The organism is Paenibacillus terrae HPL-003 (assembly GCF_000235585.1).
GTDB lineage: Bacteria > Bacillota > Bacilli > Paenibacillales > Paenibacillaceae > Paenibacillus > Paenibacillus terrae_B.
Map to the genome: position 1 here is coordinate 3,665,608 of NC_016641.1, position 26,313 is coordinate 3,691,920.

Genomic DNA, 26,313 nt, shown 5'->3' on the forward strand with positions numbered 1-26,313 from the left:
ATATATCATTTTTCAGAAAATCCGGAAACCTATACATACAACCTGTGTTCCGGGCAGTACAACGCTTGAAAGGGGAAGCACGTCATGAAATTGCTACAGGCTCTCTTTTTCCCACCCGAGCAACCGGGCGGCGTTTCATCTATGATTCCATATCTGCAAGAGCGATTTATGTCCTCGCGTTGGGAAATGGAGCTATTTTCAATCCCTAAACGGATTCGCAACAAGGGCAGGGAAGAAGTAATGTTTGATACCTTTGACTGGACACAATATGAACAATATCCGATTGTCCAAAAATATATACAGACGTACCGTGACTATTTGTGGTGGACCCGGCTTCGCGTTCAGAAGCCCTTTGATCTCATTCATGCTCATCACCCGATTGCTGGGATTGCTATGAAAACTGTTTTTCCTGACATCCCGCTCGTTCAGACGATTCACTCTTCTTATGAGAAGGAGTTAATTCTAAACGGTAAAATAGAGGAGAACGGGCCTGAGCATCAATTTCTGGTGTCCTTGTATCGGGAACTGGAGTATAAGGCGGATCGCCTGATTGCAGTATCCCGCTCTTTCCAGCATTACTTGACGCCTTATGTACAAAATCCGCAAGATATTGTGGTCATTCCGAATGGATATGATGAGAAGCGCTTCAAGCCCATACCACATGAAAATGAAGTGACACAGCTTATAACTGTCTGTCGCCTTGTCCCTGCCAAAGGGCTGGATACTTTGTTACAGGCCTGTGCCGAGCTGAAAAAGAGAAATCAGAATTATGTGCTGCATATTATCGGAGATGGTCCCATTCGACCCGAGCTGGAAGAGATGGCGCGGCAGTTGGATATTTACCATGAAACGATCTTTTATGGATACACGCTTCATCCGGAAGAGTTTATGCCTTTCTTTGATGTGTTTGTTTTACCTTCACGAGCGGAAGCCTTTGGTTCCGTGTTTGCGGAGGCGGCTTTGAGCTGTTTGGCTTTGGTGGGTACAGAGGTGGGAGGAATACCGGAGCAAATTGAGGATGGGGTAAATGGTCTGCTTGTGCCACCCGACAGTCCGAGGGCACTGGCAGACGCATTGGAGAAGGTCATCGCAGACCCTGCCTATCGTTATGAGCTGGCCCGATCTGCCTGCGACAAGGCCAAATCGAGCTATTCCCTGAGCAGGGCTGTTAATGAGCTAAAGAAAATGTATTTAAAATTCCAGCACTAACCATGGCGTGTATCACCTGATTTTGAATCAGAATGCCTGAAGCTGGAGCGAGGACGCGAGGAACGGAAGGGTCCCCCCCGTCCTGCCATGACCAGCTTGCCCACCCACATCAGACTAAGCATCCCGAAAATGGGATATAGAACAGACAATAGTGAGCTGAAACCAAACTGACTGATTAGAAAACATGTGAGCATAATGAATAGTGTGATGAGCTTGGGCGAAATTTGGATATGCTGGCGGATTTGCAGACTGACACCGTAAATGTCGGCCACGAAGGTACTGAAAATTTCCATGAAAATGAGTAAAATATAAATGATTTCAACCAAGGCCCCCAGACGGTAAGCAATGCTTCCCATCGGGATCTCAAATTGCCGAATTCCCGGCATATGTGCCGACATGGCAAAGTGAGCAGACATCAGCATAAACCCGACGCCGATCCCGCCCAAAATCCCGCCCCAGCGGATCGTTTTACGGGAGAAGGTTTGGCTGCCCAGTGGTACAAGCACTGCTTGGGCCATTGCCAGATTGAAGGAAGTATATAGCAGCGGAGAAACCCAAGCTCGCAGGATGCTATAATCGGACGTATTTGTGATAAAGCTCTGGGGATTTGGCATAGAGAGAGTGCTGTGAACAAGCAGGATAGACATGATCATCATCATAGGAACAACAATGGTGTTCATATGCAGGATAGCCTGGATGCCTTTACTCAGGAGCAGATACGTTCCAATGAGCGTAATGAGCAGTCCGGTCTGGTAATGCAGGTGAAGGCGTTCCACGAAAACAGAGCCGGCGCCTGCCAGCATGACGCTGTTGACGCAGACCAATACAATGAGCGTGAACCAGCTGATCCATTTTCCGACTTTGGTGCCAAAAAGGTGTCTGTTCAGATCCTCATAGGATCGGGCCGAAATATCATGAGCGATCAGCATCATTTTCGTACCCAGCCATACAAATATGAGTGTGGACAGCATGATGGTGAGTGTAGCCCAACGTCCATACTGTGTAAAAAACTGCAATATTTCTTGTCCGGTAGCAAATCCGGCACCGACGACTGTTCCGATGTATGTAAAAGCAATCTGCAAAACATGAATATTACGTTTCATCCCCAGTCCCTCCTTGCTTGAATGACGCTGTAGCGAGCATATAATACAAACTATGTTCAACTGAAATGGGACATGACTGGATGAGACTGAAAATAATTATAGTGTATTTAACGAATAGCTTGACGGGAGCGTAATTTATGGGTCAAATCCTTGCATGGATACTGGAATACGGATATTTGGCAATGTTCGGCTTGCTTGCCCTTGGAGTAGCTGGCATGCCGATACCTGACGAAGTGCTGATGATCGCCTTTGGCGGGCTCGTGTCTCAAGGACACTACAACTTTATTGCCGCGCTAGCAGTCACATTTTTCGGAAGTATGACGGGCATGATGCTCAGTTATACGCTCGGTCGTTTGCTAGGCAAGCCGCTGCTGCACCGATACGGAAAATGGGTGAGGCTTACGCCATCGAGAATTGCTTCTTCCGAGAACTGGTTCGGACGCTACGGCACTTGGGGCATTCTGTTCGGTTACTTTGTCCCTGGCTTGAGACATGTGTCCTCATATCTGGCAGGTACGACCCGTTTGAGCGTCTTTCGCTATATGATGTATGCATCAGCGGGCGCATTGCTGTGGTGCGGTACGTTTCTGGGGATTGGACATGCGGTGGGCATGCACTGGGAACAGGTAGCGAAGCTGATGGAAAAGGTGACTCATCGGGTAGGTCTGGCGGTCTTTCTTCTGATTATTTTGGGAGGAATAGTCGCGTGGTTTTGGAATAAACGCAAAAAAAATGTCACATGATCGTATGGTAAAGCAAGCTATGGCTTGAAAGCGTCAGGTGATGTATGGTACTTTTACCGCATAGGAATGCCGTGGGAGGTCATGGAATGGAAGTATTAAAGGAACGGATTTTAAAAGAAGGCGTCGTTGCGTCGGATCAGGTGTTGAAGCTGGATTGTTTACTTAATCATCAGGTGGATCCGGAGTTGACGATGGAAATGGGACGAGAGTTCGCAGCCCGTTTCCGGGAAGAGAATATTACGAGAGTGGTAACCGTGGAATCCTCGGGTATTGCCATAGGTTTCGCAACAGCATTGGAGCTGGGTGTACCGCTAGTGTTTGCCCGCCGCAAAAAGACTTTATTGGCCGACCCGGACGCATTATGCGAACGTGTGCCTTCCTTTACGAAAGGCATTGTCACGGACATTATGCTGTCCCGTCAATTTATTCATGAGCATGACCGTGTTCTGTTCATTGATGATATTATCGCCAATGGCGATGCCGCAAGAGGTATGGTCAAAATCATTCAACGCTCCGGTGCGGAGCTGGTCGGATTCGGCGTGGCCGTGGAAAAATGCTTCCAAGCCGGGGCGAGAACAATCCGTGAGCAGGGTATACGGGTAGAGTCGCTTGTCCGAATTTCATCGTTAGCTGACGGCAAAATTGAGTTTGCCGAATAGCAACAATTCAGAAGCTGCTGATCCTTATTTCTAATAATAACCTTTGCATGAGCTTCGATTTCGCATATAATATAGATAAGGTTTTGGGAGAGGAGGCAGCAACATGGGGAAAGAGCAATTGACCGAACAGTTTTTTCTGGAAAAACTGGCAGCGGCTAAAGTACATTTTGAACGTGCCTTGGATTGTAAGCATACGGAATTTGACGATTTGTATCCCTATATGATTGAACATCCTCAGTTTTTTTGGTACAAACGCTATGTGGCCTGGTCTGAGTTGTTGACGTTGGTTAACTTATGCGAAGAATTGTCCTTCTCTTGGAAAGAAGAATTTACTGCCCACCAAGTGGAATACGTAGATCAGAGAGTGTTGTCTGCACAAGTGCTGGACTTCTGGTATGAGAAGAACGATACAAAAGAACATGATCACAGTGTAAATCAGTCGGGATAATTTGTCGCTCTGTTGGCAATCCATATAAGTAGTAAGCGGGAAGAGACCTAAATGATTTCGTTTAGGTCTCTTTTTAAACTTTTTAATGTGCATAAATGATACCCGTCGTGTTAGAAACGATAGTATAAGGGGGGACAGGGATGATTAATGATGAAGAATTAGACGCCTATCGGCTCTCCGGTGAGAAGGTGCGCGTCGTGCGGGATGGGCTGGAGTCCAACGATGTAGTTGGCATAGTGCTGGCGTGGGACGAGGAACAGGTGCTTATCCGCCGCCAGAATCGGCGTGTGGTCAAGCTGGATCGCAGCTATACATATCAGCCGTTCAGCGAACCCCGACACAATCCGATAGAACTGGATTAGACGAATAGTTTCAGGTTGGCTGGATAAAAGGGTTTGAAGTGACTGGATAAAATAGGTGTACGTTATGATGGCATATGCAGCGGAGGGCATGCTCTAAGCCAAGGAGTTACTCGTGTGCAGAAGGCGCTGCAATAAAGCAAATGATTTAGGGGAATTCTTCATACTCTGCTCATAGCGGGTAGGAATAGATAATGATAGCTGATGTTTATATAAAGAAGCTTCCGAGCACGCTTGTGCCTGCGGAAGCTTCTTCCGTATACGGGCTTTGTGGGGATTATGCACTTCCACTTGCGGCAGAAGCAGCAAGGCGAAGTGATTTATGCTTATAGGCTGAGGAGGACGTAACCAGACTTCGCTCAACGAACCGTAGGGGCTTGGAAGTCGAGCGGCTGTCTGGAAACTCGGGGCGATGTTTTTCGGGTAAAGGAGAGGCAGCTGTATGAGGCATAGAGGTTGAGAGCCCCAGATAAGCGCGCATTCGTTCATACATTTCCTTGCGGAATACGGGCATAGCCATACTGAACAGCTTTTTGTTTCCCTTACTTGTATAGGTGGCGTGAACGCCTGAGTGGTTTTGTTGTATATCCAGAACACGAATATGACATTTATTGAATTCATGTTTTACTTCCGATAGTAAGATTCCGGTACGATCTACCCCTGCGTTGATCATTTCGACATAAAGACCAGGTGTTTTCAGGACGCCGCTCTCTTCAAGAATCAGACTGTCCCGCTCAAATACTTTTTGAATAAAGGTTAGAAGTAGATAGCTTCTTACAAGAGATGATTCATTCTGAGCCGTAGTTGAAGAGATCATAACCATTCACCGCCTTAGGGAAATAGGATGATAAATCATATCAGATTGAACGGATACGGAACTTATGTTCTATAGAACCTTTGTTCTCATTTTAAATCATTATTCCTTAATTATCAAGCTGTTTTATTTTCACTTCTAGATTAACTTCTTCCCTGATGCATTGGTCATACGCTTCACTCATTCCTTAAAATGTTTGACATTTCTAATTCAACATGATATATTATGTTTTGTCGCTAAGTGAGATAAGCCTTTTGAAGGTAGCGATAATTTATAAGCGGTCGTGGCGGAATTGGCAGACGCGCACGGTTCAGGTCCGTGTGGGCTAACCCCCCGTGGAGGTTCGAGTCCTCTCGACCGCATCAAATTTTAGTGAAAGAAGTCGACTGTGAAAACGGTTGGCTTCTTTTTTTTGTAGTAAAATATAAAGGTACATCTATTTGTGGGGTAGAGCGATTGAAAGAATAATTTTGTGGAATCTAACTTTACATATTAACAATGAACAGGCTCGTAAATTTTGTTCTTGCAGCGATGTGTGAGCTTTTTTTGCATTTTAAAAGCAGAATTCTGTTCTTATAGATTTATTGCCGATTTATGTTCACTTGTATCCATCTGTAGAAGAAGGGGGGGGCGTTCGGTAATAAGCAGTGAAAATCAGCAGATGAATAAAGGAATATGATTGGTTGAATACTATTAAAGCGAATTTATTTCTAGCAATGGATAAATTAGTTTTAGCCCATCGTGACAATGATTTTTTTTGTTTGACAGACGAGGAGGTTTAAACCATAATACTATCCATACTAAACATATATGTTTTATATGAAGGGGAGGGTTATACGTGCTAGATTTAAATGCATCATTAAGAAAGTCATTATGGGTAGGAACATTAGCAGTTCTATTATTGGTATTAGTTGCGGGATGTTCCGGATCGAAGAATGGTCCTGATCAAAATAATGGTGCTCAGCAAAGTACGAATCAAGGCGCGAATCAGAGTACAAATACGGACAAGCCTGCGGCGGGAGGAACCTTCGTCTATGGACGGCCTGCTTCAGTAACCTCGTTTGATTTGCATAATGAGATTACGTCGAACAATGCCTTTGCCATTGACAAAGTGTTTGAATCTTTGGTTGCTTTTGATAGCAAAGGAAAAATTGTGGACTGGCTTGCCAAGTCACATAGCATCAGTGATGACGGTTTGACGTATACGTTTGTGCTGCGTGATGGCTTGAAGTTTTCCAACGGCAAAGATGTTACTGTGGAGGATGCCGTATTCTCGTTGCAGCGTCATTTGAAGGTTGGCGGCCCGCTGGCTATAGCGGCAAAGGTGGATACCATTAAAGCGAAAGATGACAAAACGCTTGTTATTACGCTTAAGGAGCCATATACACCGTTTATCTCTGAACTGTCCAACTTCTCCAACGGTATTCTTCCGAACAATTTCGGTGGAGTTTCCGAAAAAGAGTTTTTCAAGAAACCGATAGGTACGGGGCCTTTCGTTGTTGAAAAGTGGGACCCTGCGGGCGATCTGACTTTCACCAAGAACCCATACTATTGGCAAGATGGAAAGCCATATATTGACAAGCTTGTTTATAAGCTGATTGAAGACGACAGCCAAGCTATCAACCAGCTTAAGGCGGGAGAAGTTGATGCTGTTGAGTCATTGGCTCTGCAAAATGCTAATGAGATAAAGCAAGGCGCTGATACTACGGTAGTTACCAATGGAAGTTGGGTGACAGAGCAATTGTTTTTCAATACGCTGGACAAGCATTTTTCTGATGTGCATGTCCGTCGTGCCCTGGCTTTGGCACTCGATCGTGAAGGCTTGACGAAGGCACTCACCTTTGGCTATGCACAGACTGCAAATTCATTGCTGCCAACAGCGATTCCTTATAATTCGAATGATACGATCAAGGCCCTGAACTTTGATATAAATACGGCTAAGGAGGAACTTGCCAAATCCGCCTTTCCTGATGGATTCACTACAAAATTGCTTGTGGCATCCGGTGACAGCACAAGAGCACAAGAGGCGCAAATTATCCAGGCAGCGGGTAAAGCGATCGGTATCAACATCGAGATTGAATCCATTGAACTGGCCACTTTCCGTGAACGCTTCTTTGCCTATGATTTCGCGGCAATGCTCAACAGTGGTCAAGCCGACTCTCCTGATGCGAACTCGATTATTGCTTTCCAGACAGATCCGAAAGGCTTCAGTAAATCGTACTGGACGCATTACACGAATGATAAAGTAACCAAGCTTTTAATTGAAGGTCAAAAAACGCTGGATGGTAAGGACCGTGCGGGAATCTACTCCAAGCTTCTGCAAACTCTTGCAGATGAAGTACCGTACATTCCGCTTTATTATCCAGATATTTTGAAGGGTGTTCGTTCTTCTGTGAATAGCTTCGTTGTTCTTCCTAACGGCAGCGTTCGCTTTGAAGAAGTTCGAATTAAAAAATGATGAAGTCCAATAAAACGTTAAATAAATCAGCAGGAATCAATACATCATACAGGTGGCTTGTGACAGCTCTTGTAAGAGCATTGGTAGTAATCCTCTGTGTGATGACAGCAGTTTTTTTCATCATCAGAATCGTGCCAGGGGATCCTGCTAAAATGATTCTGGGAGAATACAGTACGCCTGAGGCCATCGAGAGTATGCATCATACTCTCGGGCTGGATCTCCCTTTATGGGAACAATTCACTAGGTTTGTGAAGACGCTGTTCACACATGGAGATACCGGCAATTCAATTATTGTGGGAACCTCTGCAAGAGAGCTGATTGCTGAACGGGCTCCCGTTACTTTGCTGCTTATTGTGATGGCCTGTGTTTTGGCGATCATTATTACACTTCTGCTCGCTACGCTTGCAGCCACGCACAAGGATAAGCTGCTGGATCATTTGATACGTATTTTTCCTACAATAACTCTGGGTATGCCAATCTTTTGGGTTGGTTTACTTTTGATTCTGGTTCTTAGTGTCCGTCTTCATTGGTTCCCCGTTGGAGGGATAGGCGAAGGGTGGAATGGGACCTTGTACAGTCTTACACTTCCGGCAATTACCGTCGCTTTTTCGCAGATTCCTACGCTGGTTCGTTCGTTAAGAGCGCAGATGCTTGAAGTATTGGAATCCGATTTTGTAGTCACATTGAAGGCTGCGGGAATACCAAGCAGGGTTATTCTATTTAAGCATGTGCTACGTAACTCCGCTCTTCCAACTCTGATGCTGCTTGGCGTAAATATTTCTTATCTTATCGGTGGTACACTGGTCGTTGAACAGGTGTTTGGCATCAAGGGGATTGGCAGCTTGCTGTTTACTTCCATTTCGAAACGTGATTTCCCGGTCATTCAAGGAATAGCACTTTACTGTGCGATATCTGTTGTGATCATCAGCCTCCTGATTGAAATCATTTCCTGGTGGCTTGATCCCAGAACGAAAGGAAAGCAATGAAACATACAAGAATAGACCCTCAATTGCAAGAGTACGGTAATAAGAAAAGCATCATAAATCGAATATGGAATACCCCTTCCCTTCTGGTAGGCAGTATTATGTTTGCAGTACTTATTGTCTTGGCTGTGTTCATACCGTTTATTAGTCCTTATGAACCTTCCGGGCAAAATTTGAGTGCTTTTTTGCAGCCCCCGTCTGCCGAACATTGGCTGGGGACAGATCAATTGGGGCGCGATTTGTTTACGAGACTGATCTATGCTGCGCGAACTGATTTGACAATCATGTTTCTGGCGGAAATTATTCCATTTTGCACAGGTGTATTTCTGGGTATGCTTGCCGGATATTATGGGAAATGGATCGATACCATCATTACGCTGATCACGGATACGTTTATCGCTTTTCCTTTTTATTTGATCGTTATTATTGTGGCTTTTGCCAGCGGAGCCGGTCAACGGGGCATTTATATCACTTTTATACTTGTAGGCTGGATTGTATTTGCCCGTGTAGTCAGAGGGCTTAGTGCATCGTTTCGCAAGCAGGAATGGGTAGCGTCCGCTCAAACTTTAGGGCTGCCTGGAGTAAGAATTATTCTTCGTCATCTCCTGCCCAATGTACTACCTCAAGCGGTTGTAGTTCTCATGACGGATATGGTAGGGTTGCTTGTGGCCATTGTTACGCTTGGTTATCTTGGGATCGGCATTACACCGCCAACCCCGGACTGGGGAACAATGATCTCGGATGGACAATCCTTCATAACTACAGCTTGGTGGCTCTCGGCAGTTCCGGGATTCGCAGTGGTCTACACGGGAATTGCTTTGTCTCTTGTAGGTGATGGGTTGGCAGATATATGGAGGAAAAAATGATTACTACAAATCCGATTTTGGAAATAGAGGCACTGTCGCTGGCAACAAAGTCAAATAAAATATTAGTCAACAATGTTAGCTTTTCGCTAGGCAAAGGGGAGAGTGTGGGGTTAGTAGGCGAATCGGGTTCTGGAAAATCGCTTACGCTGCGTTCGATTCTGGGATTACTTCCACGTGGTGTTGAGCAGATTGGAGGAGTTATTAAGAGTGATATCAGCAGCGCTATGGTTTTTCAAGACCCGAGAGGTGCGCTGGACCCACTCTGTCCGGTTGTCAAGCAGCTTGCGGAAGTCGTTTATTACAGACAAAGAGTAAGCCGAAAGGCTTCTCGCACGATAGCGCTGGAATTGCTCGAAATGCTCGGCCTCCCCGATTCTTTAAAGAGATCGGACCGATATCCGAGCCAGCTTTCGGGTGGTCAGTGTCAACGAATAGTCATCGCAATCGCACTGGCGTGCAAGCCAGGCATTCTTCTCTGTGATGAGCCGACAACGGCGCTTGACGTAACCGTTCAGCGGCAAATTCTTGAAACGATCACTCGTCTGCAGAATGAACTGGGCTTTGCCATGGTGTTTGTTACGCATAATCTTGCGATTGCAGCTACCATGTGCTCAAAGCTATGTGTGATGAAAGAGGGGCAGATTGTTGAGCATGGCAATTCCCTTAGTCTTTTGCAAAACCCGAAAAATCCTTACACACAGATGCTGATTAACTCGGTGCTTCCTTTGCCAGAGCTTGAAGGGAGCGAACTTACATGGAGTTAGCCTTGCAAGTAAAAAATGTAACGGTTCATTATGACGGGTTTACTGCGCTGGATCACATCAATCTGAATCTGCAGCAGCATACGACCCTTGGCCTTGTTGGAGAGTCCGGCTCGGGCAAATCCACTCTGGCGCGGGTCATTGCCGGGCTGATTGCTCCTGATGAGGGGCAGATTCTGCTAGGCTCACAAGAATTGAAGAAGAAAAGAAATCGTGAGCAGTACAAAATGATACAAATGATCTTCCAAAATCCGGATGCATCGTTGAATCCCAAGCATTCCATCAGGCAGATACTTTCCGAAGCGCTGATATTTCATAAAATTGTGGATCGTATGGGAGTCGAGAAGAGATGTAAAGAGCTTTTGGCTCGTGTACACATTGAAGAAAGCGCTTTGGACAGGTTTCCTCACGAATTTTCCGGCGGTCAGCGCCAGCGAATAGCAATCGCACGCGCATTAAGCGTTGAGCCGAGCATTCTGATTGCGGATGAACCGACGAGCGCATTGGATGTTTCCGTACAACTGAGTGTGCTTGAACTCTTTAACATGCTCAAAGCAGAGCTTAATCTTACCATGCTGTTCATCTCCCATGATCTGGGGGTAATCCATGCAATTAGCGATACGGTAGCGGTCATGCGGCAGGGAAAACTCGTTGAGATCAATCCCAAGGATCAATTCTTTGCTCGTCCTGAAACTGCATACAGTCGTGAGCTATTGTCCGCAGTTCCGAAAATGCCTAAATTAAGTACATCAGGAGGTTTTTATGAGCAGAGAACATAAAGGATTTGTACCACTTTCACTGTCTGAGTTCAATACGCTTACAAGTTTGCTCTCCAAGCTCTTGTTTACACAACATTCCCCGGTCATCATCCCTGGTGAGGCGATCTTGGGCATTGAGGCGATGGCAGCCGGGATATCTGCGCCTGGTCGTACGATTTTAAATGTAGTAACAGGCCCCTATGGAAGTTTATTTGGAAATTGGCTTGAACGAGGCGGGGCAACGGTTGTTGAAGTTAAGGTCCCCTTTGATGAAGTGGTTACTGTGGAGGAGGTCGCTGCAGCGATTGAACGGTATAAACCGTGCGCGCTTTCCTTTGTCCAGGCTGAAGTAGTTACAGGCGGATCAAATCCGGCCAAAGAAATATTAAAGATTGCACGCGACTTTAACCTCATTACGGTGATGGACTCCGTTTCGGCGGTCGGGGGAGAGGCCCTGCTGGTTGATGAATGGGGAGTTGATTTTGTAGCTGTGGGTGCGCAAAAAGCCTTGGCTGGACCTAATGGCGTTAGTGCCGTAAGCATTTCACCGCGCGGCTGGGAGTTCCTTGAGTCCAATGAAAATGCGCCGCGCAATTCCATTCTGTCCTTACTGGATATGAAACCATCACAGAATGGTACCGCGCCGGTACGGGTCCCTGCCAACATCCCGACGCTTGAGGCCAGAGCCCTAATCTCGGCATTGACGCGAATTGAGGAAGAAGGATTAAAACAGGTTATCAAGCGTCATGAATTGGCTGCATCCTCCACCATTGCTGGTATTAAGGCCTTGGGTGTTGAGCCTTGGCAGAAGGATAGCAAATACTATTCTACGCTGACTACGACGGTTCAGATTTCTCAAGAGCAGAACTTGCGTATCGATCAGCCTATGGGTATCGTAGCTCCTGGAGACGGAGAACTGTTCGGCCATCTACTGCGAGTAAACCATTTTGGAGCGAATGCTTGCCAGCAAAGCGTAGAAGAAGCCATTGCTGCACTTGCCCAATTGTTGAATCAAGACCCTGAGCATGCAATGAAGGCTATTCGGCTGATTTGGGGGAATAAACATGATCAATAAGCATCCCCAAGCAAAAACATTTAACCATATTTTTATAGCAGGTATTGACGGGAAGCGTTTCGATATTTCGATTAAAGATGGTCGGTTCTCATCTATTGTTGAGTCACATAATGATCAGCAAACTCATCCAAGCAAAGATCTATGGATAAGTCCGGGGGTTATTGATCTTCATACACATCTGGCCTGGACGGACTTTGACCATACTGATCAAATGAAACGAGACAGCCGTGAGATCGAGGTCATGCAGGCGCAAGCCTTTGAAGCAACCCTTCGAACCGGTGTAACGACGACGCGCGATGCAGGCGGGATTCTGCCAAGCACAGTGCAGCATCTCGTTTCGCACTATCAACAGCCTTTAAGAGTACAAACTAGCAGTGATATGCTTGGAGCAGCGGATGCCCGCGGTCTTAAGCATTTGGAACAACGTATGACAGAAATTTTTGATACAGGGGCAAGCTGGATCAAAATCATGGCAACAGGCGGTCTTGGAGCACCTACTGAGAAAGTGCTTGATCCGATTTTTTCGGAGGAAGAGTTCTCGTTCATTGTTCGCAATGCGCATGCTCATCATAAAATGGTTATGGTTCATACATGGGGTGGAGTGACGGTAGACTGGTCCATCCATGCTGGTGTGGAATCTGTAGAGCACGGAATGTTCTTGACCGAGGATCAGGCTGGCAGACTTGCACAATCTGGAATAGCCTTTGTGCCTACAACATCGATATATCGCATTGCTGCAGATCCGAAAGGCGTTCTGGCTCTGAACCAGGTTATTTGCGATCGGGCCGCTCGTGCTGCCGAAGCCCACTCTAAAGCCATTAGCTATGCAAAGAGAGCGGGGGTTCACTTTGGATTCGGTACGGATTATGCAACACCTGCACTCCATGGGTACAACCTTCAAGAACTGGACACGCTGATAGATTACGGCTTGACTCGGGCAGAAGCGTGGCAGGCTGCCACGGAAAGCGCTGCTGATATTCTGGGAAGTGGTCACGAATTGGGGCATATTGCAGAAGGGTATATTGCGGATGCTATTATTTTTGATGTCGATCCGTATCAGGCGCAAAATGCAGATACACTGCGGAAGAGCATCGTTTCCGTCATTACCGGGGCGCAGGAATCAGATTTGATTCAGGCTTTGGCCGGAAGTAATGGCTAAGAAGTATATGTATAAAGTTTATTGAAAAGCCAACTTTATATCGTACCAACAAACAAAGAGGCTGTAGTCCTGAAAAGGTACGAGGGCCTTTTTGGTGTTTAATGCTTAACCGTCAGACGACAGCAAGCACGCACATCATTTCCTCGTACCGGCGTTCATATAATGTACATCATGACGTTATATGGAGGTACAAGAGAATGGGCGATGCACGGAGCGCGGTCGATGAGGGGATAAGGAAGCTGAGGGACTTTTTTATGCGGCAGCAGCATCAAGACGGATCATGGCATTTTTGCTTTGAGAACGGGGTGACGATGGATGCTTATGTCATGATCCTCTTTCGGATATTGGATATACAGAATGAAGAGCTGATCCGGCGTCTGCATGATCGCATCCTTGCGGAGCAGCAACCGGAAGGCTGTTGGCGTTGGTACCGGGACGAGCAAGAAGGTAATTTATCCGTTTCCATTGATGCCTATTATGCCCTGCTCTATTCCGGGTACAGTGAACCGACGGACGAGTCGATGGAGCGTGCCAGGCATTACATCCAATTGCAAGGTGGACCGGGGAAATCGACCAGCATTCTGACAAAGGCGATTCTCGCTGCAACGGGGCAGCGCAAATGGCCGGCATCGATCTCGTTCATACCGCTGGAGATCATCCTTTTTCCTGCCTATATGCCAATCAATCTGTATGAATTCTCAGGTTATTCCCGCATCCATCTGATCCCTATGCTGATCATGGCAGACCGGAATTTCTCTATATCAACGGATAAGGCTCCCAATATATCCGATCTGTTCGATTCACGCTATGATGACGATGAGCCGCAACACCAGGAGCACCGGGAGATCACGGAAAACATACGTATTGGTCTCAGCAGACTTCTCGGAACTCCCCGTTATATCCATGAAGCAGCTCTAAACAAGGCAGAGCAGTTCATGCTGAATCGAATCGAATCAGATGGTACCCTCTACAGTTATGCGAGCAGCACCATTCTCATGGTTTTTGCCCTGCTTGCGCTGGGCTATGATAAACAGCATCCGCTTATTTTAAAAGCCGTTCAAGGGCTGACAGAGATGCAGTACCGCTTTGGCGATAAAGCTACCATTCAGAATTCGCCCTCAACAATCTGGGATACGGCCTTGATCTCCTATGCGTTGCAGGAGTCCGGCGTCGTCGGGGATCATGAGACCGTGCAGCGGTCGGCAGCCTATCTCTTATCCAGACAACAGGACAAAGCGGCGGATTGGAGTGTTCATAATCCGGATACGGTTCCTGGCGGCTGGGGGTTCTCCGAGACCAATACCTTAAATCCCGATGTAGACGACACAACAGCCGCTTTAAGATCGATTCACAGCCTGTCCCGTACAGATCCTAAATATCGTGACTCATCCACCCGGGGACTAAACTGGGTTATGTCTATGCAAAATAAAGACGGCGGTTGGCCCGCATTCGAAAAAAACACCAATAAGAAAATGCTCACATGGCTGGCCATAGACGGTGCCAAGTCCGCAGCTATCGATCCTTCGGGAGCCGACCTTACTGGACGCACATTGGAATACCTCGGAAATTGTTGCGGACTCGACATGAGGCACGATTTCATCAAACGGGGGGTCAACTGGCTGATCTCCCATCAGGAGAAAGATGGATCATGGTATGGAAGATGGGGGATTTGTTACATTTACGGCACTTGGGCGGCACTGACTGGTTTAGAGGCTGCCAGGCTGCCGGCGGACCATGCTGCGATTCAAAAAGGAGCGGAATGGCTCTTGCAGATTCAGAATTCGGATGGGGGCTGGGGTGAATCCTGCACCAGCGACCGGGTGATGCAATACATGCCCTTAGGGGAAAGCACGCCATCCCAAACTGCGTGGGCACTCGATGCACTCATCGCGGTACAGCCACAGCCGTCTGCTGCCGTAAATAGAGGAATATACAAGTTGGTGGAATTGCTGCAAAACGACGATTGGCCGACCGCATATCCTACGGGCGCTGGGCTCCCGGGTAACTTCTATTCTCATTATCATAGCTACCGGTACATCTGGCCGCTTCTGACCCTAAGCCATTATAAGAAGAAATGGGTAGGGAGTGAGTAGTATAAAGAGCGTGTTGCGGGTGAAATATGGAGCGACTTCGGATGGCTAGATATGATAAAATTAGCACACTTATGATGAAGTCATAGAAAGGTTGGATGAAAGATGGAGAAGGCTACTTTTGCGGGTGGATGCTTCTGGTGTATGGTGACACCATTCGAGGAGATGCCGGGCATTCATGGCATTGTCTCAGGATATATCGGGGGAACGATTCCCAATCCGACCTACGAACAGGTCAAAACGGGGACTACAGGTCACTATGAGGTGGTACAGATTACGTTTGAGCCTGAACTGTTTCCATATGAAAAGCTGCTGGAATTATATTGGCCGCAAACAGATCCTACCGATGGGGAAGGTCAATTTCAGGATCGGGGTACACAGTATAAACCTGCTATTTTTTACCATACAGAGCAGCAACGGGAACTCGCACTGCAATCCAAGCAACAATTGGCACAAAGCGGGCGCTTTGACAAGCCTATTGTGACAGAGATTCTTCCGTCTTCCATATTTTATGAGGCAGAGGATTACCATCAGGATTACCACAAAAAGAACGTGAAGCATTACAAGGAAGACCGCGCCCAATCGGGTCGTGATGAGTTTATAAATCAGAACTGGTAAGAAAGTTTAGCATACGTTTTGCGTACGTAAGGCAGATCAGGGATGACCTTTTGGGTCTGCCCATACATATTTAGGCGACGTTACTCACACAATGAAGGGACAGAGAAGGAGGCTGACCTGTAATGAGTAAACGAACGAAACTGCACCTGAGAAACATTATAAAGAAGGCTATACAGGCTACTCGCAGCCGTAGAGAGCCAACCTATGCACATGTGGTTCGCCAAAATCCGAAGATGAGAAAAAATACAGCCGTGTGTATTGTGGTTTGTCTTGTTTTTACGGTATGTGGGAATGTTTGGAACATGGATGTAGCAAGTGCTACGGGTAAGCAGGATCAGCATCAAAAGATGGTTGCCGTCATTATCGACGACCTGGGCAACAACATGAAAGGGACAGAGCAAATTTTAAATTTGCCGGTTAAAATTACGGTTGCGGTGATGCCATTTCTGCCTTCCACCAAGCAGGATGCCATGGAAGCTCACAAGCGTGGTCATGACGTCATTGTGCATCTTCCAATGGAGCCAAAGCAGGGAAAACCCGAATGGCTTGGACCTGGAGCGATTAAGGCAAATATGTCGGATGAAGAAGTACGCGCCAAGGTGACAGCAGCCATTAAGGAAGTCCCTTTTGCGATAGGTATGAATAATCACATGGGCTCCAAGATCACCTCAGACAAACGCATTATGTCCATTGTTCTCGATGTTTGCAAAGAGCATGGACTATTTTTTGTCGACAGCCGTACGAATTATTGGTCAGTAGTGCCTGAGCTAGCCGTAGAAAAGGGAATGCCACCGGTACGCAATGACATTTTTCTGGATGATACCCATACACTCGCCCATGTGAGTCGGCAACTGACCAAGGTGGGAGAATGGGTGAACGAGCACGATACCTGTGTAACCATTGGTCATGTTGGTGTATCCGGCATGTATACGTCCTCGGCACTCCATTCATCGGTTCCCAGACTAAAAGATCACGCCAAGTTTGTGGGCATTAGTGATTTGGTGCGTTCCGTATGGGGATGGAAGGGAGCTCCTGCCACCCACACTACCATACCGTCAAGTGAGCAATAATACCTTCGGCTATCGCTTCTGCGACGTTTTTTTGACCGCGATCCCCGGAAAGAATGGCCCTGTCCTGTTCATTGCTGATGAATCCGGTTTCCACGATTACAGCGGGATGCTGGATTTTGTTCAGAAGATAGAAGGGTTTTCCATAAACTGTTTCTCTGTTCATGCAGAATAAGCGGTTCAATGAATGTTGAATCCGTTCTGCCAACAGATAGCTGCTGCCTTCGTCCTGGTACAAAACAATCGGCCCCCGCTTTTCGGTACGTTTGGTCCAATTCACATGCAGACTGACGACTAAAGCGGTGGGCAGTTGTTCTGTCAGGCTCTTACGCTGGGCCAGGTCTTTCAGATGTCGGGATTTGGATTGCAGCCAACGGTTATCGTCGCTTAGAGCATAATCCTTGTCCCTGTTTAAGACCGCAGGATAGCCCTGTGAGCGTAAAATCAGATATAGCTTTTGACCAATTGCGAGATTGATATCTTTTTCCAAAAGACTCTTATGGCTCGTTCCACCATCCACGCCTCCATGACCGACGTCTATAAGCACAACGGGTTTGGCAAAAGCGTGGTAGGAAGAATGTACGTTGGATTGATTTTCTGTGTCCTTGTTCGGATTGGTGCTTTTTTCGCCGGGCTGGGCGCTTGCATAGGCAAAGGAGGCAAATACAGCACTGCAAAGGATACTTAAGCTCAATCCCAGTCCTGTTAGCCATATTATGTTTAACTTTTCTTTTCGCACATCCCATTCCTCCAATAGACGGATTGATTATTTTCTGAAAACCAACCATTTAAAGCGCATAGCTGCCTTAATCAAAGTCATTAGCCTTCGGGTAAAGATTTTGTTTAAGATAGTATGTTCCATTTAAGGGGAATCATGCATAGTGATTCCCGCAGGGTTAGACTTTTTGGAAAATGAGCAAGCTAAGCTTATCTGCATCCAACGCATAAATTTAATGTTTTCCTGCAATGCGAACAAAATGTCAGGGATGCAGATTAAAGGAGGTCGCGGAGGATGGCCAAGAGTGACGAGCTGGTGACATACATTACGCAACGAATTGTTCGGTATATGGAAACGCCGCGCGATGTACGCCGTAGACGTAAACAATCCAGAGAGCCATGGGTATATAAATGGTTCGGAATGCTGCCACTCGCTCTGAATATGTGGATTAAATCCGCACGCAAAGGGCGAAAGGAACGGCATTAAACTCGCCAAAGAGACCACAAGAGGCATACGGAATGCCGTTTGAGGTCTCTTTTTGTGTTAAACAGATCAGATCATTTGAAATGATTTCATAATTTAATAATTAAGAGTGGATACGATAAAATTCACCGCCAGAAAACAGCCGGTCCAGCGGGACAAAGCGGGAAAGACCGGTGCGGCAGGTTACCGCATACATAATAGGATGAGAGAGATCATGCGAAGGTATCCAGGACTGATATCCGTTAATAGCCAAGGGGCCCCCAAAAGCGAAATTTATGTCTGTAGCAGAAAATACGATACGTGATGATTCACTCAGTGTGTTGGTAAACTGCTCTACGTTATGGATGGAAAGCTTTTGTTTGGGTAGAAGCCAGCTAAGATCGTCATAGGGATCAAAAGGCTCAGCCGAAAGGGTAATCGCCTGTGCCCCTGCTTTCAGAGAGAGAGCAGATGAAGGAATTGTGCTGCTGTGGGGCTTATTTCTCCAGTTCCCATTGGCTACCTCCGCAGGCAATGGATCCCCCGTAAAAGCGTCGATGCACACTTCGCTGCCAGTGGAGGAACGCACCAGCCAGTAGGCTAATAGCGGTTCCTCATACATAGGGGTAATTTGCAGCTTGTTGATGGATGAAAGTTTGGTTTCTGTGAGGGATTTAAGGGATTGGCGGAGTAAATTCATACTGTACGGCCCGCCCGGCCCGTTTCCGTATTCATTAAGCTGATAAGCGCCGTTATGATCTGCCCCGATAATCAGGTAGCCAATGTATTCTCCTGCACGATTCACCTGCACGAGCCAGCTATGTGTTCCGGGACCGAGCGGGTGGTAGCTAAGCTCGGCATCTTTCCACTGGGCAAAAGGCGGCTGTGTGGATAGCGACTGCACCGTATCGGCAGAAACCTGCTTTACGTCCGTTGGTACCCCTTGCTCCTGAGCAGGAGGACTTGCAGAAGAGTTACCCGGAGAAAGGGAAGGGTTTGCAAGATTCGTGGGTTCCGATGGGGAAACCAATGAACTTGCTTCGTAAGAGGGTAACGGGTTTGCGTTGTGGTCTTGGGTTGCTGAGGGGGCCGCTTGAATGGAAGCAAACGGACAAACTGCGGACAGACCGATCAGAACAGCCGCAATCATACCAACGCTATAGTGTCCGGAATTTTTTTTCAATGGAATCCACCTTTCTGACGGCTAATGCACCGATGGAAGCTTTTTTTATCCAGCATAAAGCTTGTCCGATAAAAAGACTGCTACACCTTGTCGGCACATCTGTCCTGACCGGGTTCGTTTTTTGCTGTCGATAAGTACCGACAGGCTTGGCAAAGCTTGTCGGTACAGCAATAAACCCGATATAGTCTGAAGCACGATGTTAAAAGCTGACGATACTTCTGCAACCAGCCTGCGAAGGAGCGTGAGATATTGGTTACCGCAGATGAAATATCCCGCAGTTAATGGCGGATACAAGCACCTTGGGTTCATATTGCCATACCATTTCTTTGCGGCGGGCTTGATGCTGGTCTTGTACGGCTTCTTTTTTTTCCTCTTCTTCTTTTTGCTCCTTGACCAAATCATCGTAATAGTGATCAATAACCTCCAATTCCTCGCGCAGCCGTTCTTTGGCCTGCTCAGCCCACTCGTAATCCTGCTGGCTTAGCTGAACATTGAGGTAGTTTTCCAGCGAGGTGGAGGCCTCTGGAACGGATAATTTTGCAGGCTGCACATGCATATTACCTGCCAGCAGCGGGCTGAGCTGCCGGGATTGGAGCATGCTGCTAAAGTCGGGTACGATAGTACCGCTTTTGAGTGAAATTCCGAGCCAATGAAGCTCTTCCCGCTTCAAATCACAGGCGAATTCGATCTTGTAGCAGACGCCGAGCCAGGCTTCATACACTGCGGGAGAACGGGCGGATAATTGACGAGCATCGGGCTGCTCGAACAAATTGACATATTTTCCTCCATCCCGTGCAGCTTCAAAAATTTGATGCAGCCGACGACTCCCATAGCGAAGTTCTTCCTGCAAAATACGTCCAGGCCCCAACTGCGGTAACGTCGGAACATGGCCGAAGTAACGGCCCATGACCTGATCTTGCGCCGGACTGCCGGACGCTGGGGCTTGTTGTGGTCCTTGCCCCGGCTGTGCTTGTGACGGGGGGAGGGGCGTATTGTCCATCGAACTCTCCTGTGCCGCCCGGTAGGCTTCCCCATCGAAAATAAAGGTGAATGACATCGTTTGCGCCGGAACACCAGTACGTTCTACATAGCCCCAATAGTAGGGGCGGTTCGTTAGAGCTTTATCCGCTTCGGGAGAAAGCTTGACAGTCACATGGTTTGGCGATCTCTCGATCACGCTGCATCCGGTGGCTTCCAGATACGTAAGGACATAGCGCTGTACTTGCTGTGAATTCATGGTCATATCAGGCGGCCTCCTTTCGCGCCGCGTCGAGCTTTGGCTGGAGGAACAGCGCTACCTGATAAGCCTGGCAAATCAGCGGTGCTTTGGCTTATTCCCGTCAGGCGCCCATTGATCTGGTCTGTCTCGGATAACATACCGGCTGCCGTATCCGAAGTGGATAGACTGTCCGTACGCAGCTGTTTCATTTCCTGCTTGATGGAATCCAGCGAATGGCCGAGCTTTTGCATTTTTTGGCGTATTTCATCGTCATTGCTGGATTCAAGCATGATTCTGTACAGACTCTTTTCAATGGATTCTTTCTTTTCAAACCGTTCTAGAATGACGTCCAGTCCGCCAATGACCATTTCGAACATGTTGATTTTTTCATGCAGCAGATGGAGGATATGCTCTTCAATCGTTCCGGTTGTGGACAGGTTGAAAATATTAACATCATGCGTCTGTCCCAGTCGATGCACACGTCCAATCCGTTGTTCCACGCGCATGGGGTTCCATGGCAGATCAAAGTTAATCATATGGTGGCAAAATTGCAGGTTAATGCCCTCGCCGCCCGCTTCGGTGGCAATCATGACCTGAATACGTCCACGGAACAAATCCATCATCCAATCCTTGCGTCCCCGGTTCATGCCGCCCCGGTAAGGAACAGCGGATAGCCCCCGGTCGCGAAAATAGTTCAGCAAATATTCCTGTGTAGCCCGGTATTCGGTAAAAATAATCACTTTTTCGTTCATTTGACGAATGAGTTCAAGCGCTTTTTCCGCCTTGGAATTGGCTTTAATCGCCTTGATGTGCGCGACCAATTCCCAAACGCGATCCCGTAGAGGGGAGTCGGGTGCCATCTTTTTAGATAAATTGACAAGCGTTACGAATACGGCATCCCGGCTGCTGCATACTTCCCGCTGAAGGGTAACGAGAGACAGCATGCTGCTCAAATTTCCGCCATTCGCCTGATATTGATCCTTGACAAAGGAAGTGACTCCATCGTATAGCGCTTGTTCTTCCTGTGAAAGTTCCAAGTGAATGTTGGAAACATTTCGTTTGGTGAATTGGACCGGCCCTTCGCCGCGACGGTTGCGGATCATGACCTTGGACAGTTCATCTTTGAGCTGATCCTCATTTTTGGGTAGACGTTTATCCACAACGAAGTTGGCTGAAAAATCGCCATGTCGTCCTAACTGACCGGGCTTAAGCAATGTAATGAGATTGAAGAGCTCGGACAAATCGTTTTGTACAGGGGTGGCGGTCAGGAGCAAACAATATTTTTTACGCAGTTTCATAATGAACTGGTAGTTGGATGTTTTTTTATTTTTCAGCTTGTGCGCTTCGTCGATAATGAGCAGATCGTAATCGGTATCCAGCAGGATGTTACTATGTGGCTCTCTCTTGGCAGTATCCATAGAGGCCACGACGACCTCGGACGACCAGGAATACGCTTTTTTCTGAGCGACAGCTGGAATGCCAAATTTGCTGTTCAGCTCACGAACCCATTGAAGCACCAGCGAAGCGGGCACAAGAATAAGCACTTTGACGGCAAGCCCGCGAACCAGATATTCCTTGAGAATCATTCCAGCTTCAATCGTCTTGCCCAGACCAACTTCATCGGCGAGGATGGCGCGGCCGGACATTTCAAATAATACCTTACGGGCTGTATCCAGCTGATGGGGCAGCGGAGTGAGGTCTTGCAAATGCTTCAGACATTGAAGCTCATCAAAGCTGGGTACCAGCTTGGCCTTCTCCGCTTCAATTGCCAACTGATATAGATCCCAATCTCCCCAAGGTCCTCCTTTGCGGAGGCGTTGGTCCAGCTCATCCTGCCAGCTACGGTCAAATTGCACCGGAACAGGCGGCGGTGCCTGATTTTGTGATTGTGAGGAACTTGTAGATTTGGCTTTCATGATGAATTCCCTCCCTCCTAGTAATGGCGCAGATGAAGCTCTTGGTTCTGTCACATCGTTGGCATCTATTTTGCACAGATCGTAGATGTAGTATGGACGGAAAAAGATATCTTCATAACAGGAGGGGGAAAATCCTCTAGCTGCCTTCCATCAGCTTTTGGAGTTTGCTTTCTGTAGAGGTTTGTGCGATCGGGGTGTAGATGCTGCAACGCAGATCGACGCTGCCTTGCACCTGAAGGGAGGTCAGGTCAAACAACATTTTGCCTGCCTTGGCATGACGAAATTCAATCAGCACCTCCGGCGCAGAGCTGACCTCACTCTGATTCCAAAGTTCATTAAACTCGGGATAAGCCCGGCTCATGTTCTGTATGAACTGTGCATACCAAGGGTCCGTCACATATTGTCCGTAATAAGCGCGGAAAATAGCAAGGAATCCTTTTACAAAATGCTCCCAGTTTACAGCGAGACTTTTAAACTCTTTTTTGGTAAACAACAGCTCAATCATGTTGCGTTGTTCATGGGGCAGCTCGGCAAAATCCATAAACACATGAGCCGCGGCTGCATTCCAGCCGACAATATGGCAGCGACGATCTGAAATAATAGCAGGGCAGTAGCGCAGCTCCTGTACTATTTTTTGCAGGGATGGAGAAATAACCGTCTGCTCTGCAAGAGCAGGAGGTGTCTGAAATCCGGTTTCAAACGCTAAATCATACAAATACTTACGTTCATCCGTGTTTAGCTGCAAGGTGGCGGCAATGGCATCCAGTACAGAGGCGGACACCTTGATATCGCGTCCCTGCTCCAGCCAGGTGTACCATGTCGTGCTGACACCTGCTAGCTGAGCCACTTCTTCTCTGCGCAAACCGGGTGTTCTGCGGCGTGATCCGTTCGGCAGACCGACCATATGCGGGTGTAAACGGGCTCTTTTGGTTTTGAGAAAAACAGATAGTGCTTCCAGACGTGCTTCCGGTTTCATAGGCGAGTTCTCTCCATTCGGTGGGGGGATAAAGTAATGAGCAGTTAAGGCTCTTACTATAGTAGTGTTCATTATACCAGGATAAACAAACACTTGTAATAGGATAAGCTGAGGGTAAAATGAGGATTATAAGTAAGCAAACGAGCAGGAGGAATGAAAAGCGTATGCAAAGAGTTGTAATTACAGGTATGGGTGTGGTTTCGCCACTGGGCAATGATGTGGACTCGCTGTGGAAGAATCTGCTGGAGGGTCATTCAGGTATACGAAAAATAGACACGTTCGATGTGTCCGATTTGAAAGCACAGATTGCCGGACTGGTACAGGATTTTGATGCAGAAAAGCAATGGGGACGTAAAGACGCCAGACGAATGGATCGCTTCACTCAGTTTGCGTTGTTTGCGGCAGAGCAAGCGCTGAAGGATTCCGGTCTGGAGCTGGATAATACGAATCTGGAGCGTGTCGGTGTCTATGTAGGATCAGGAGTCGGCGGTCTGGATACATTGGTGGACAATGTGAATGTATTGCAGAATCGCGGGCCGGGTAGAGTTAGTCCGACACTGGTACCTATGATGATTTCAAATATGGCTGCGGCGCAAATTAGTATTGCGTTCGGAGCGATGGGTCCAACGCTTTCGCCGGTTACGGCCTGTTCCATTGGAAATACGGCAATTGGAGAGGCGTTTCGTACGATTCGCACAGGAGATGCAGATGTGATTTTTGCAGGTGGAGCGGAGGCAGCGGTTACCAGACTGGCTTTGGCGAGCTTCTCTAATGCAACTGCTTTGTCGACTCGTAACGAGGAGCCTTCGATTGCGAGCCGACCGTTCGATAAGGACCGCGACGGCTTTGTTATAAGCGAAGGAGCTGGCGTTCTGGTACTGGAGTCGCTGGAGCACGCTGTTCAGCGTGGCGCGGAGATATATGGCGAGGTCATCGGCTATGGGGCAAGCTCGGATGCCTACCATATGGTCGCACCGCACCCGGAAGGAATCGGTGCTTATCTGGCGATGAAAGCAGCCCTTCATTCTGCCCATATCACGCCTGAAGAGGTGGACGTGATCAGTGCGCATGCAACGAGTACGCCCGCTGGCGATCTGGCTGAGACCCTCGCGATACACAAACTGTTTGGTGATTATGCCTACCAAATTCCGGTAACCGCGAATAAATCCATGCTTGGTCATATGCTGGGAGCCGCAGGTGGTGTCGAAGCCATTGCACTCGTACAGAGTCTAAGGGAAGGCATCATTCCGCCAACGGTTCATTTGGACAATCCGGACCCGGCCTGTGATCTGGATTATGTGCCTCACGAAGCACGCAAGGCCTCATTAAATATCGGGCTATCCAACTCCTTCGGCTTTGGCGGCCACAATGCGGTCATCGTAATGAAGCGTTACGAGGCATAAGCGAAATAGGTGATTCAACCTCAGGAGTTCTATCCAACGGGATGGAATACCTGAGGTTTTTACTATTGGCAACGGGTTCATTTTAGATCAGAGATAGGATAAGATGGAGGAAAGCATCTGGCGGGTATGACCGGATTTCAAAGGGAGCAAAAAATAAAGACGCAGCATAAGGGGATGATTGGGGGAGTTTATGTTTCGTCGACCTACCGAGGTCAGGGAATAGCTAAAGAACTTTTATCGAAAGTTAGTGCGATTAATGGCGAAAGGTTTTGGAGAAATGAAAATTGATCGGTTGCTTTCTATCGTCATTTTGTTGTTGAAAAGAAATAGAATTCAGGCGAAGGAACTGGCAGATTTATATGAAGTATCGATACGGACGATCTACAGAGATATCGAAGCGATAAGCCTAGCTGGTATTCCGGTGGTAACTTATCAGGGGGTGAATGGGGGAATCGGCCTGATGGATGGCTACCGCCTGGATCGCAGTGTGCTGACGGATGGCGATGTGAAGGACATTGTGATGGGCTTGCAGAGCTTGTCCTCGTCGTTAGGTGGACCGAATGTAACCCGGCTGCTCGATAAATTTGAAAGCATTATACCGGATTCAGGAAAAGCGCAATTTAGTGTCAATACCACACAGTTTATCGTCGATCATTCGGGTTGGGGAAATCAGTCTGTGCAGGAGAGCAAGCTGGTGAAGGTGAAAGAGGCCCTGAGCCAATCGCGGACGATTGCTTTTACTTACAGGAATGCGCAAGGAGCTGTAACCGCACGGAATGTCGAACCGCACACACTCGTTCTGAAAGGACAGCAATGGTTTGTATATGCTTATTGCCTCGACAAGGAGCAATTTCGTCTGTTCAAACTATCCCGCATGAGTGATCCTGTAGTTACGGAGTCGGCTTTTACTCGCCGGGACCTTTCCTATGAAAAGCTGCCATGGAATGAGGAACGGCTGGCGGCGGTTAAGGCAGTACAGCCTTTTACGCTGCAATTTAACCACAAATCCCGGCATCTGGCGGAAGACTGGTTTGGTGTGGAAGCATTGACCGAGCAGGAAGAAGGGATGTATACAGTTTCGGTTCCTTTTCCCGAGGATGCGTGGATGTACGGATTTATTTTAAGTCTGGGGCCGGATGTGGTCGTCAAGGAACCCGCCCATTTACGGGAGAAGATTCGGGATATGGCGTTACGTATTGCATCCAATTATGGAGAGCCTCTTATAGAGAATTTCGAAAAACATAGCATATAACGAACAAACCTGAC

26 protein-coding genes and 1 tRNA gene are annotated in these 26,313 nt (G+C 47.5%); 20 read left to right on the forward strand and 7 right to left on the reverse strand.

The features are described from left to right. Positions 1–84 precede the first annotated feature (84 nt). Positions 85–1,209, forward strand: coding sequence for a glycosyltransferase family 4 protein (locus HPL003_RS16720; RefSeq protein WP_014280879.1), 1,125 nt, complete (start codon positions 85–87; stop codon positions 1,207–1,209). Here HPL003_RS16720 and HPL003_RS16725 read toward each other — a convergent pair. Beyond that, positions 1,206–2,312: a YkvI family membrane protein gene (locus tag HPL003_RS16725; RefSeq protein WP_014280880.1), complete on the reverse strand. Its 1,107-nt coding sequence runs from the start codon at positions 2,310–2,312 to the stop codon at positions 1,206–1,208. The genes HPL003_RS16720 and HPL003_RS16725 overlap by 4 nt on opposite strands. Before the next feature lie 137 nt (positions 2,313–2,449). Here HPL003_RS16725 and HPL003_RS16730 point away from each other — a divergent pair, with 137 nt between their 5' ends. The 4 genes from HPL003_RS16730 (at position 2,450) to HPL003_RS16745 (ending at position 4,524) form a co-directional block, all read left to right on the forward strand. Further along, entirely contained in the window at positions 2,450–3,055 is a 606-nt protein-coding gene (locus tag HPL003_RS16730) for a DedA family protein (protein ID WP_014280881.1), read from the forward strand. An 86-nt stretch (positions 3,056–3,141) separates the two neighbouring features. After that, a complete protein-coding gene (locus HPL003_RS16735; protein WP_014280882.1) occupies positions 3,142–3,714 on the forward strand; it encodes a xanthine phosphoribosyltransferase in 573 nt (190 codons plus the stop codon). Positions 3,715–3,817: 103 nt separating this feature from the next. Next, entirely contained in the window at positions 3,818–4,162 is a 345-nt protein-coding gene (locus tag HPL003_RS16740) for a hypothetical protein (RefSeq protein WP_007429850.1), read from the forward strand. 140 nt (positions 4,163–4,302) lie between these two features. Then, on the forward strand, positions 4,303–4,524 hold the full coding sequence (locus HPL003_RS16745; RefSeq protein ID WP_014280883.1) for a hypothetical protein: 222 nt from the start codon (positions 4,303–4,305) through the stop codon (positions 4,522–4,524). 274 nt (positions 4,525–4,798) lie between these two features. Here the strand turns inward: HPL003_RS16745 and HPL003_RS16750 are convergent, their stop codons facing one another. Continuing rightward, positions 4,799–5,338 (reverse strand): YhjD family protein, encoded by a 540-nt coding sequence (locus HPL003_RS16750; RefSeq protein WP_014280884.1) that lies wholly within the window; start codon positions 5,336–5,338, stop codon positions 4,799–4,801. Between the two features lie 274 nt (positions 5,339–5,612). Between HPL003_RS16750 and HPL003_RS16755 the strand changes: the two genes are divergently transcribed. The 11 genes from HPL003_RS16755 (at position 5,613) to HPL003_RS16805 (ending at position 17,173) form a co-directional block, all read left to right on the forward strand. After that, positions 5,613–5,697: transfer RNA gene (locus HPL003_RS16755), tRNA-Leu, on the forward strand. 476 nt (positions 5,698–6,173) lie between these two features. Beyond that, positions 6,174–7,793 carry an ABC transporter substrate-binding protein gene (locus HPL003_RS16760; RefSeq protein ID WP_014280885.1) on the forward strand — a complete coding sequence of 540 codons (1,620 nt, stop codon included), beginning with the start codon at positions 6,174–6,176 and terminating at the stop codon, positions 7,791–7,793. After that, complete coding sequence (locus HPL003_RS16765) at positions 7,793–8,779, forward strand: ABC transporter permease (protein WP_274378200.1); 987 nt, start codon at positions 7,793–7,795, stop codon at positions 8,777–8,779. The genes HPL003_RS16760 and HPL003_RS16765 overlap by 1 nt, the downstream gene beginning before the upstream one ends. Next, a complete protein-coding gene (locus HPL003_RS16770; protein WP_148267398.1) occupies positions 8,776–9,642 on the forward strand; it encodes an ABC transporter permease in 867 nt (288 codons plus the stop codon). The genes HPL003_RS16765 and HPL003_RS16770 overlap by 4 nt, the downstream gene beginning before the upstream one ends. Next, on the forward strand, positions 9,639–10,406 hold the full coding sequence (locus HPL003_RS16775) for an ABC transporter ATP-binding protein (RefSeq protein WP_014280888.1): 768 nt from the start codon (positions 9,639–9,641) through the stop codon (positions 10,404–10,406). Before HPL003_RS16770 ends, HPL003_RS16775 begins: the two co-directional genes overlap by 4 nt. Further along, on the forward strand, positions 10,397–11,182 hold the full coding sequence (locus tag HPL003_RS16780; protein ID WP_014280889.1) for an ABC transporter ATP-binding protein: 786 nt from the start codon (positions 10,397–10,399) through the stop codon (positions 11,180–11,182). The genes HPL003_RS16775 and HPL003_RS16780 overlap by 10 nt, the downstream gene beginning before the upstream one ends. Next, the gene (locus HPL003_RS16785; protein ID WP_014280890.1) at positions 11,166–12,236 is read left to right on the forward strand and encodes a pyridoxal-phosphate-dependent aminotransferase family protein; all 1,071 of its coding nucleotides are present in this window, start codon (positions 11,166–11,168) and stop codon (positions 12,234–12,236) included. The genes HPL003_RS16780 and HPL003_RS16785 overlap by 17 nt, the downstream gene beginning before the upstream one ends. Further along, the gene (locus HPL003_RS16790) at positions 12,226–13,395 is read left to right on the forward strand and encodes an amidohydrolase family protein (RefSeq protein ID WP_014280891.1); all 1,170 of its coding nucleotides are present in this window, start codon (positions 12,226–12,228) and stop codon (positions 13,393–13,395) included. Before HPL003_RS16785 ends, HPL003_RS16790 begins: the two co-directional genes overlap by 11 nt. Positions 13,396–13,592: 197 nt before the next feature. Continuing rightward, positions 13,593–15,488, forward strand: a complete 1,896-nt coding sequence (shc, locus tag HPL003_RS16795; protein ID WP_014280892.1) for a squalene--hopene cyclase — start codon at positions 13,593–13,595, stop codon at positions 15,486–15,488. Between the two features lie 102 nt (positions 15,489–15,590). Further along, positions 15,591–16,103, forward strand: coding sequence for a peptide-methionine (S)-S-oxide reductase MsrA (gene msrA, locus HPL003_RS16800; protein ID WP_014280893.1), 513 nt, complete (start codon positions 15,591–15,593; stop codon positions 16,101–16,103). A gap of 122 nt (positions 16,104–16,225) precedes the next feature. Next, positions 16,226–17,173 (forward strand): divergent polysaccharide deacetylase family protein, encoded by a 948-nt coding sequence (locus HPL003_RS16805; RefSeq protein WP_014280894.1) that lies wholly within the window; start codon positions 16,226–16,228, stop codon positions 17,171–17,173. Here the strand turns inward: HPL003_RS16805 and HPL003_RS16810 are convergent. After that, positions 17,148–17,909, reverse strand: coding sequence for an N-acetylmuramoyl-L-alanine amidase (locus tag HPL003_RS16810; protein ID WP_014280895.1), 762 nt, complete (start codon positions 17,907–17,909; stop codon positions 17,148–17,150). The genes HPL003_RS16805 and HPL003_RS16810 overlap by 26 nt on opposite strands. 273 nt (positions 17,910–18,182) lie before the next feature. Between HPL003_RS16810 and HPL003_RS16815 the strand changes: the two genes are divergently transcribed. Next, positions 18,183–18,374, forward strand: a complete 192-nt coding sequence (locus tag HPL003_RS16815) for a YqzE family protein (RefSeq protein WP_014280896.1) — start codon at positions 18,183–18,185, stop codon at positions 18,372–18,374. Positions 18,375–18,474: 100 nt separating this feature from the next. Here HPL003_RS16815 and HPL003_RS16820 read toward each other — a convergent pair whose 3' ends face one another. The 4 genes from HPL003_RS16820 to HPL003_RS16835 form a co-directional block, all read right to left on the reverse strand. Next, positions 18,475–19,533, reverse strand: coding sequence for a hypothetical protein (locus HPL003_RS16820; RefSeq protein ID WP_014280897.1), 1,059 nt, complete (start codon positions 19,531–19,533; stop codon positions 18,475–18,477). A 253-nt stretch (positions 19,534–19,786) separates the two neighbouring features. Then, complete coding sequence (locus tag HPL003_RS16825; protein ID WP_014280898.1) at positions 19,787–20,776, reverse strand: YqhG family protein; 990 nt, start codon at positions 20,774–20,776, stop codon at positions 19,787–19,789. Beyond that, entirely contained in the window at positions 20,773–22,668 is a 1,896-nt protein-coding gene (locus HPL003_RS16830) for a DEAD/DEAH box helicase (RefSeq protein ID WP_014280899.1), read from the reverse strand. Before HPL003_RS16830 ends, HPL003_RS16825 begins: the two co-directional genes overlap by 4 nt. Before the next feature lie 136 nt (positions 22,669–22,804). Beyond that, entirely contained in the window at positions 22,805–23,644 is an 840-nt protein-coding gene (locus tag HPL003_RS16835; RefSeq protein ID WP_014280900.1) for a helix-turn-helix transcriptional regulator, read from the reverse strand. 164 nt (positions 23,645–23,808) lie between these two features. Here HPL003_RS16835 and fabF point away from each other — a divergent pair, with 164 nt between their 5' ends. From fabF to HPL003_RS16845, 3 genes are all read left to right on the forward strand, one after another. Continuing rightward, positions 23,809–25,047: a beta-ketoacyl-ACP synthase II gene (fabF, locus tag HPL003_RS16840; RefSeq protein WP_014280901.1), complete on the forward strand. Its 1,239-nt coding sequence runs from the start codon at positions 23,809–23,811 to the stop codon at positions 25,045–25,047. Between the two features lie 117 nt (positions 25,048–25,164). Continuing rightward, positions 25,165–25,335 carry a GNAT family N-acetyltransferase gene (locus tag HPL003_RS27665; protein ID WP_337998902.1) on the forward strand — a complete coding sequence of 57 codons (171 nt, stop codon included), beginning with the start codon at positions 25,165–25,167 and terminating at the stop codon, positions 25,333–25,335. After that, entirely contained in the window at positions 25,325–26,299 is a 975-nt protein-coding gene (locus HPL003_RS16845; RefSeq protein ID WP_014280903.1) for a helix-turn-helix transcriptional regulator, read from the forward strand. Before HPL003_RS27665 ends, HPL003_RS16845 begins: the two co-directional genes overlap by 11 nt. Positions 26,300–26,313 lie beyond the last annotated feature (14 nt).

Excerpts from the sequence above, each read along its gene's own strand:
- HPL003_RS16720 (WP_014280879.1), top strand. The coding sequence starts at position 85 with ATGAAATTGCTACAGGCTCTCTTTTTCCCACCCGAGCAACCGGGCGGC.
- HPL003_RS16725 (WP_014280880.1), bottom strand. The coding sequence starts at position 2,312 with ATGAAACGTAATATTCATGTTTTGCAGATTGCTTTTACATACATCGGA.
- HPL003_RS16730 (WP_014280881.1), top strand. The coding sequence starts at position 2,450 with ATGGGTCAAATCCTTGCATGGATACTGGAATACGGATATTTGGCAATG.
- HPL003_RS16735 (WP_014280882.1), top strand. The coding sequence starts at position 3,142 with ATGGAAGTATTAAAGGAACGGATTTTAAAAGAAGGCGTCGTTGCGTCG.
- HPL003_RS16740 (WP_007429850.1), top strand. The coding sequence starts at position 3,818 with ATGGGGAAAGAGCAATTGACCGAACAGTTTTTTCTGGAAAAACTGGCA.
- HPL003_RS16745 (WP_014280883.1), top strand. The coding sequence starts at position 4,303 with ATGATTAATGATGAAGAATTAGACGCCTATCGGCTCTCCGGTGAGAAG.
- HPL003_RS16750 (WP_014280884.1), bottom strand. The coding sequence starts at position 5,338 with ATGATCTCTTCAACTACGGCTCAGAATGAATCATCTCTTGTAAGAAGC.
- HPL003_RS16765 (WP_274378200.1), top strand. The coding sequence starts at position 7,793 with ATGAAGTCCAATAAAACGTTAAATAAATCAGCAGGAATCAATACATCA.
- HPL003_RS16770 (WP_148267398.1), top strand. The coding sequence starts at position 8,776 with ATGAAACATACAAGAATAGACCCTCAATTGCAAGAGTACGGTAATAAG.
- HPL003_RS16775 (WP_014280888.1), top strand. The coding sequence starts at position 9,639 with ATGATTACTACAAATCCGATTTTGGAAATAGAGGCACTGTCGCTGGCA.
- HPL003_RS16780 (WP_014280889.1), top strand. The coding sequence starts at position 10,397 with ATGGAGTTAGCCTTGCAAGTAAAAAATGTAACGGTTCATTATGACGGG.
- HPL003_RS16785 (WP_014280890.1), top strand. The coding sequence starts at position 11,166 with ATGAGCAGAGAACATAAAGGATTTGTACCACTTTCACTGTCTGAGTTC.
- HPL003_RS16790 (WP_014280891.1), top strand. The coding sequence starts at position 12,226 with ATGATCAATAAGCATCCCCAAGCAAAAACATTTAACCATATTTTTATA.
- shc (WP_014280892.1), top strand. The coding sequence starts at position 13,593 with ATGGGCGATGCACGGAGCGCGGTCGATGAGGGGATAAGGAAGCTGAGG.
- msrA (WP_014280893.1), top strand. The coding sequence starts at position 15,591 with ATGGAGAAGGCTACTTTTGCGGGTGGATGCTTCTGGTGTATGGTGACA.
- HPL003_RS16805 (WP_014280894.1), top strand. The coding sequence starts at position 16,226 with ATGAGTAAACGAACGAAACTGCACCTGAGAAACATTATAAAGAAGGCT.
- HPL003_RS16815 (WP_014280896.1), top strand. The coding sequence starts at position 18,183 with ATGGCCAAGAGTGACGAGCTGGTGACATACATTACGCAACGAATTGTT.
- HPL003_RS16825 (WP_014280898.1), bottom strand. The coding sequence starts at position 20,776 with ATGACCATGAATTCACAGCAAGTACAGCGCTATGTCCTTACGTATCTG.
- HPL003_RS16830 (WP_014280899.1), bottom strand. The coding sequence starts at position 22,668 with ATGAAAGCCAAATCTACAAGTTCCTCACAATCACAAAATCAGGCACCG.
- HPL003_RS16835 (WP_014280900.1), bottom strand. The coding sequence starts at position 23,644 with ATGAAACCGGAAGCACGTCTGGAAGCACTATCTGTTTTTCTCAAAACC.
- fabF (WP_014280901.1), top strand. The coding sequence starts at position 23,809 with ATGCAAAGAGTTGTAATTACAGGTATGGGTGTGGTTTCGCCACTGGGC.
- HPL003_RS16845 (WP_014280903.1), top strand. The coding sequence starts at position 25,325 with ATGAAAATTGATCGGTTGCTTTCTATCGTCATTTTGTTGTTGAAAAGA.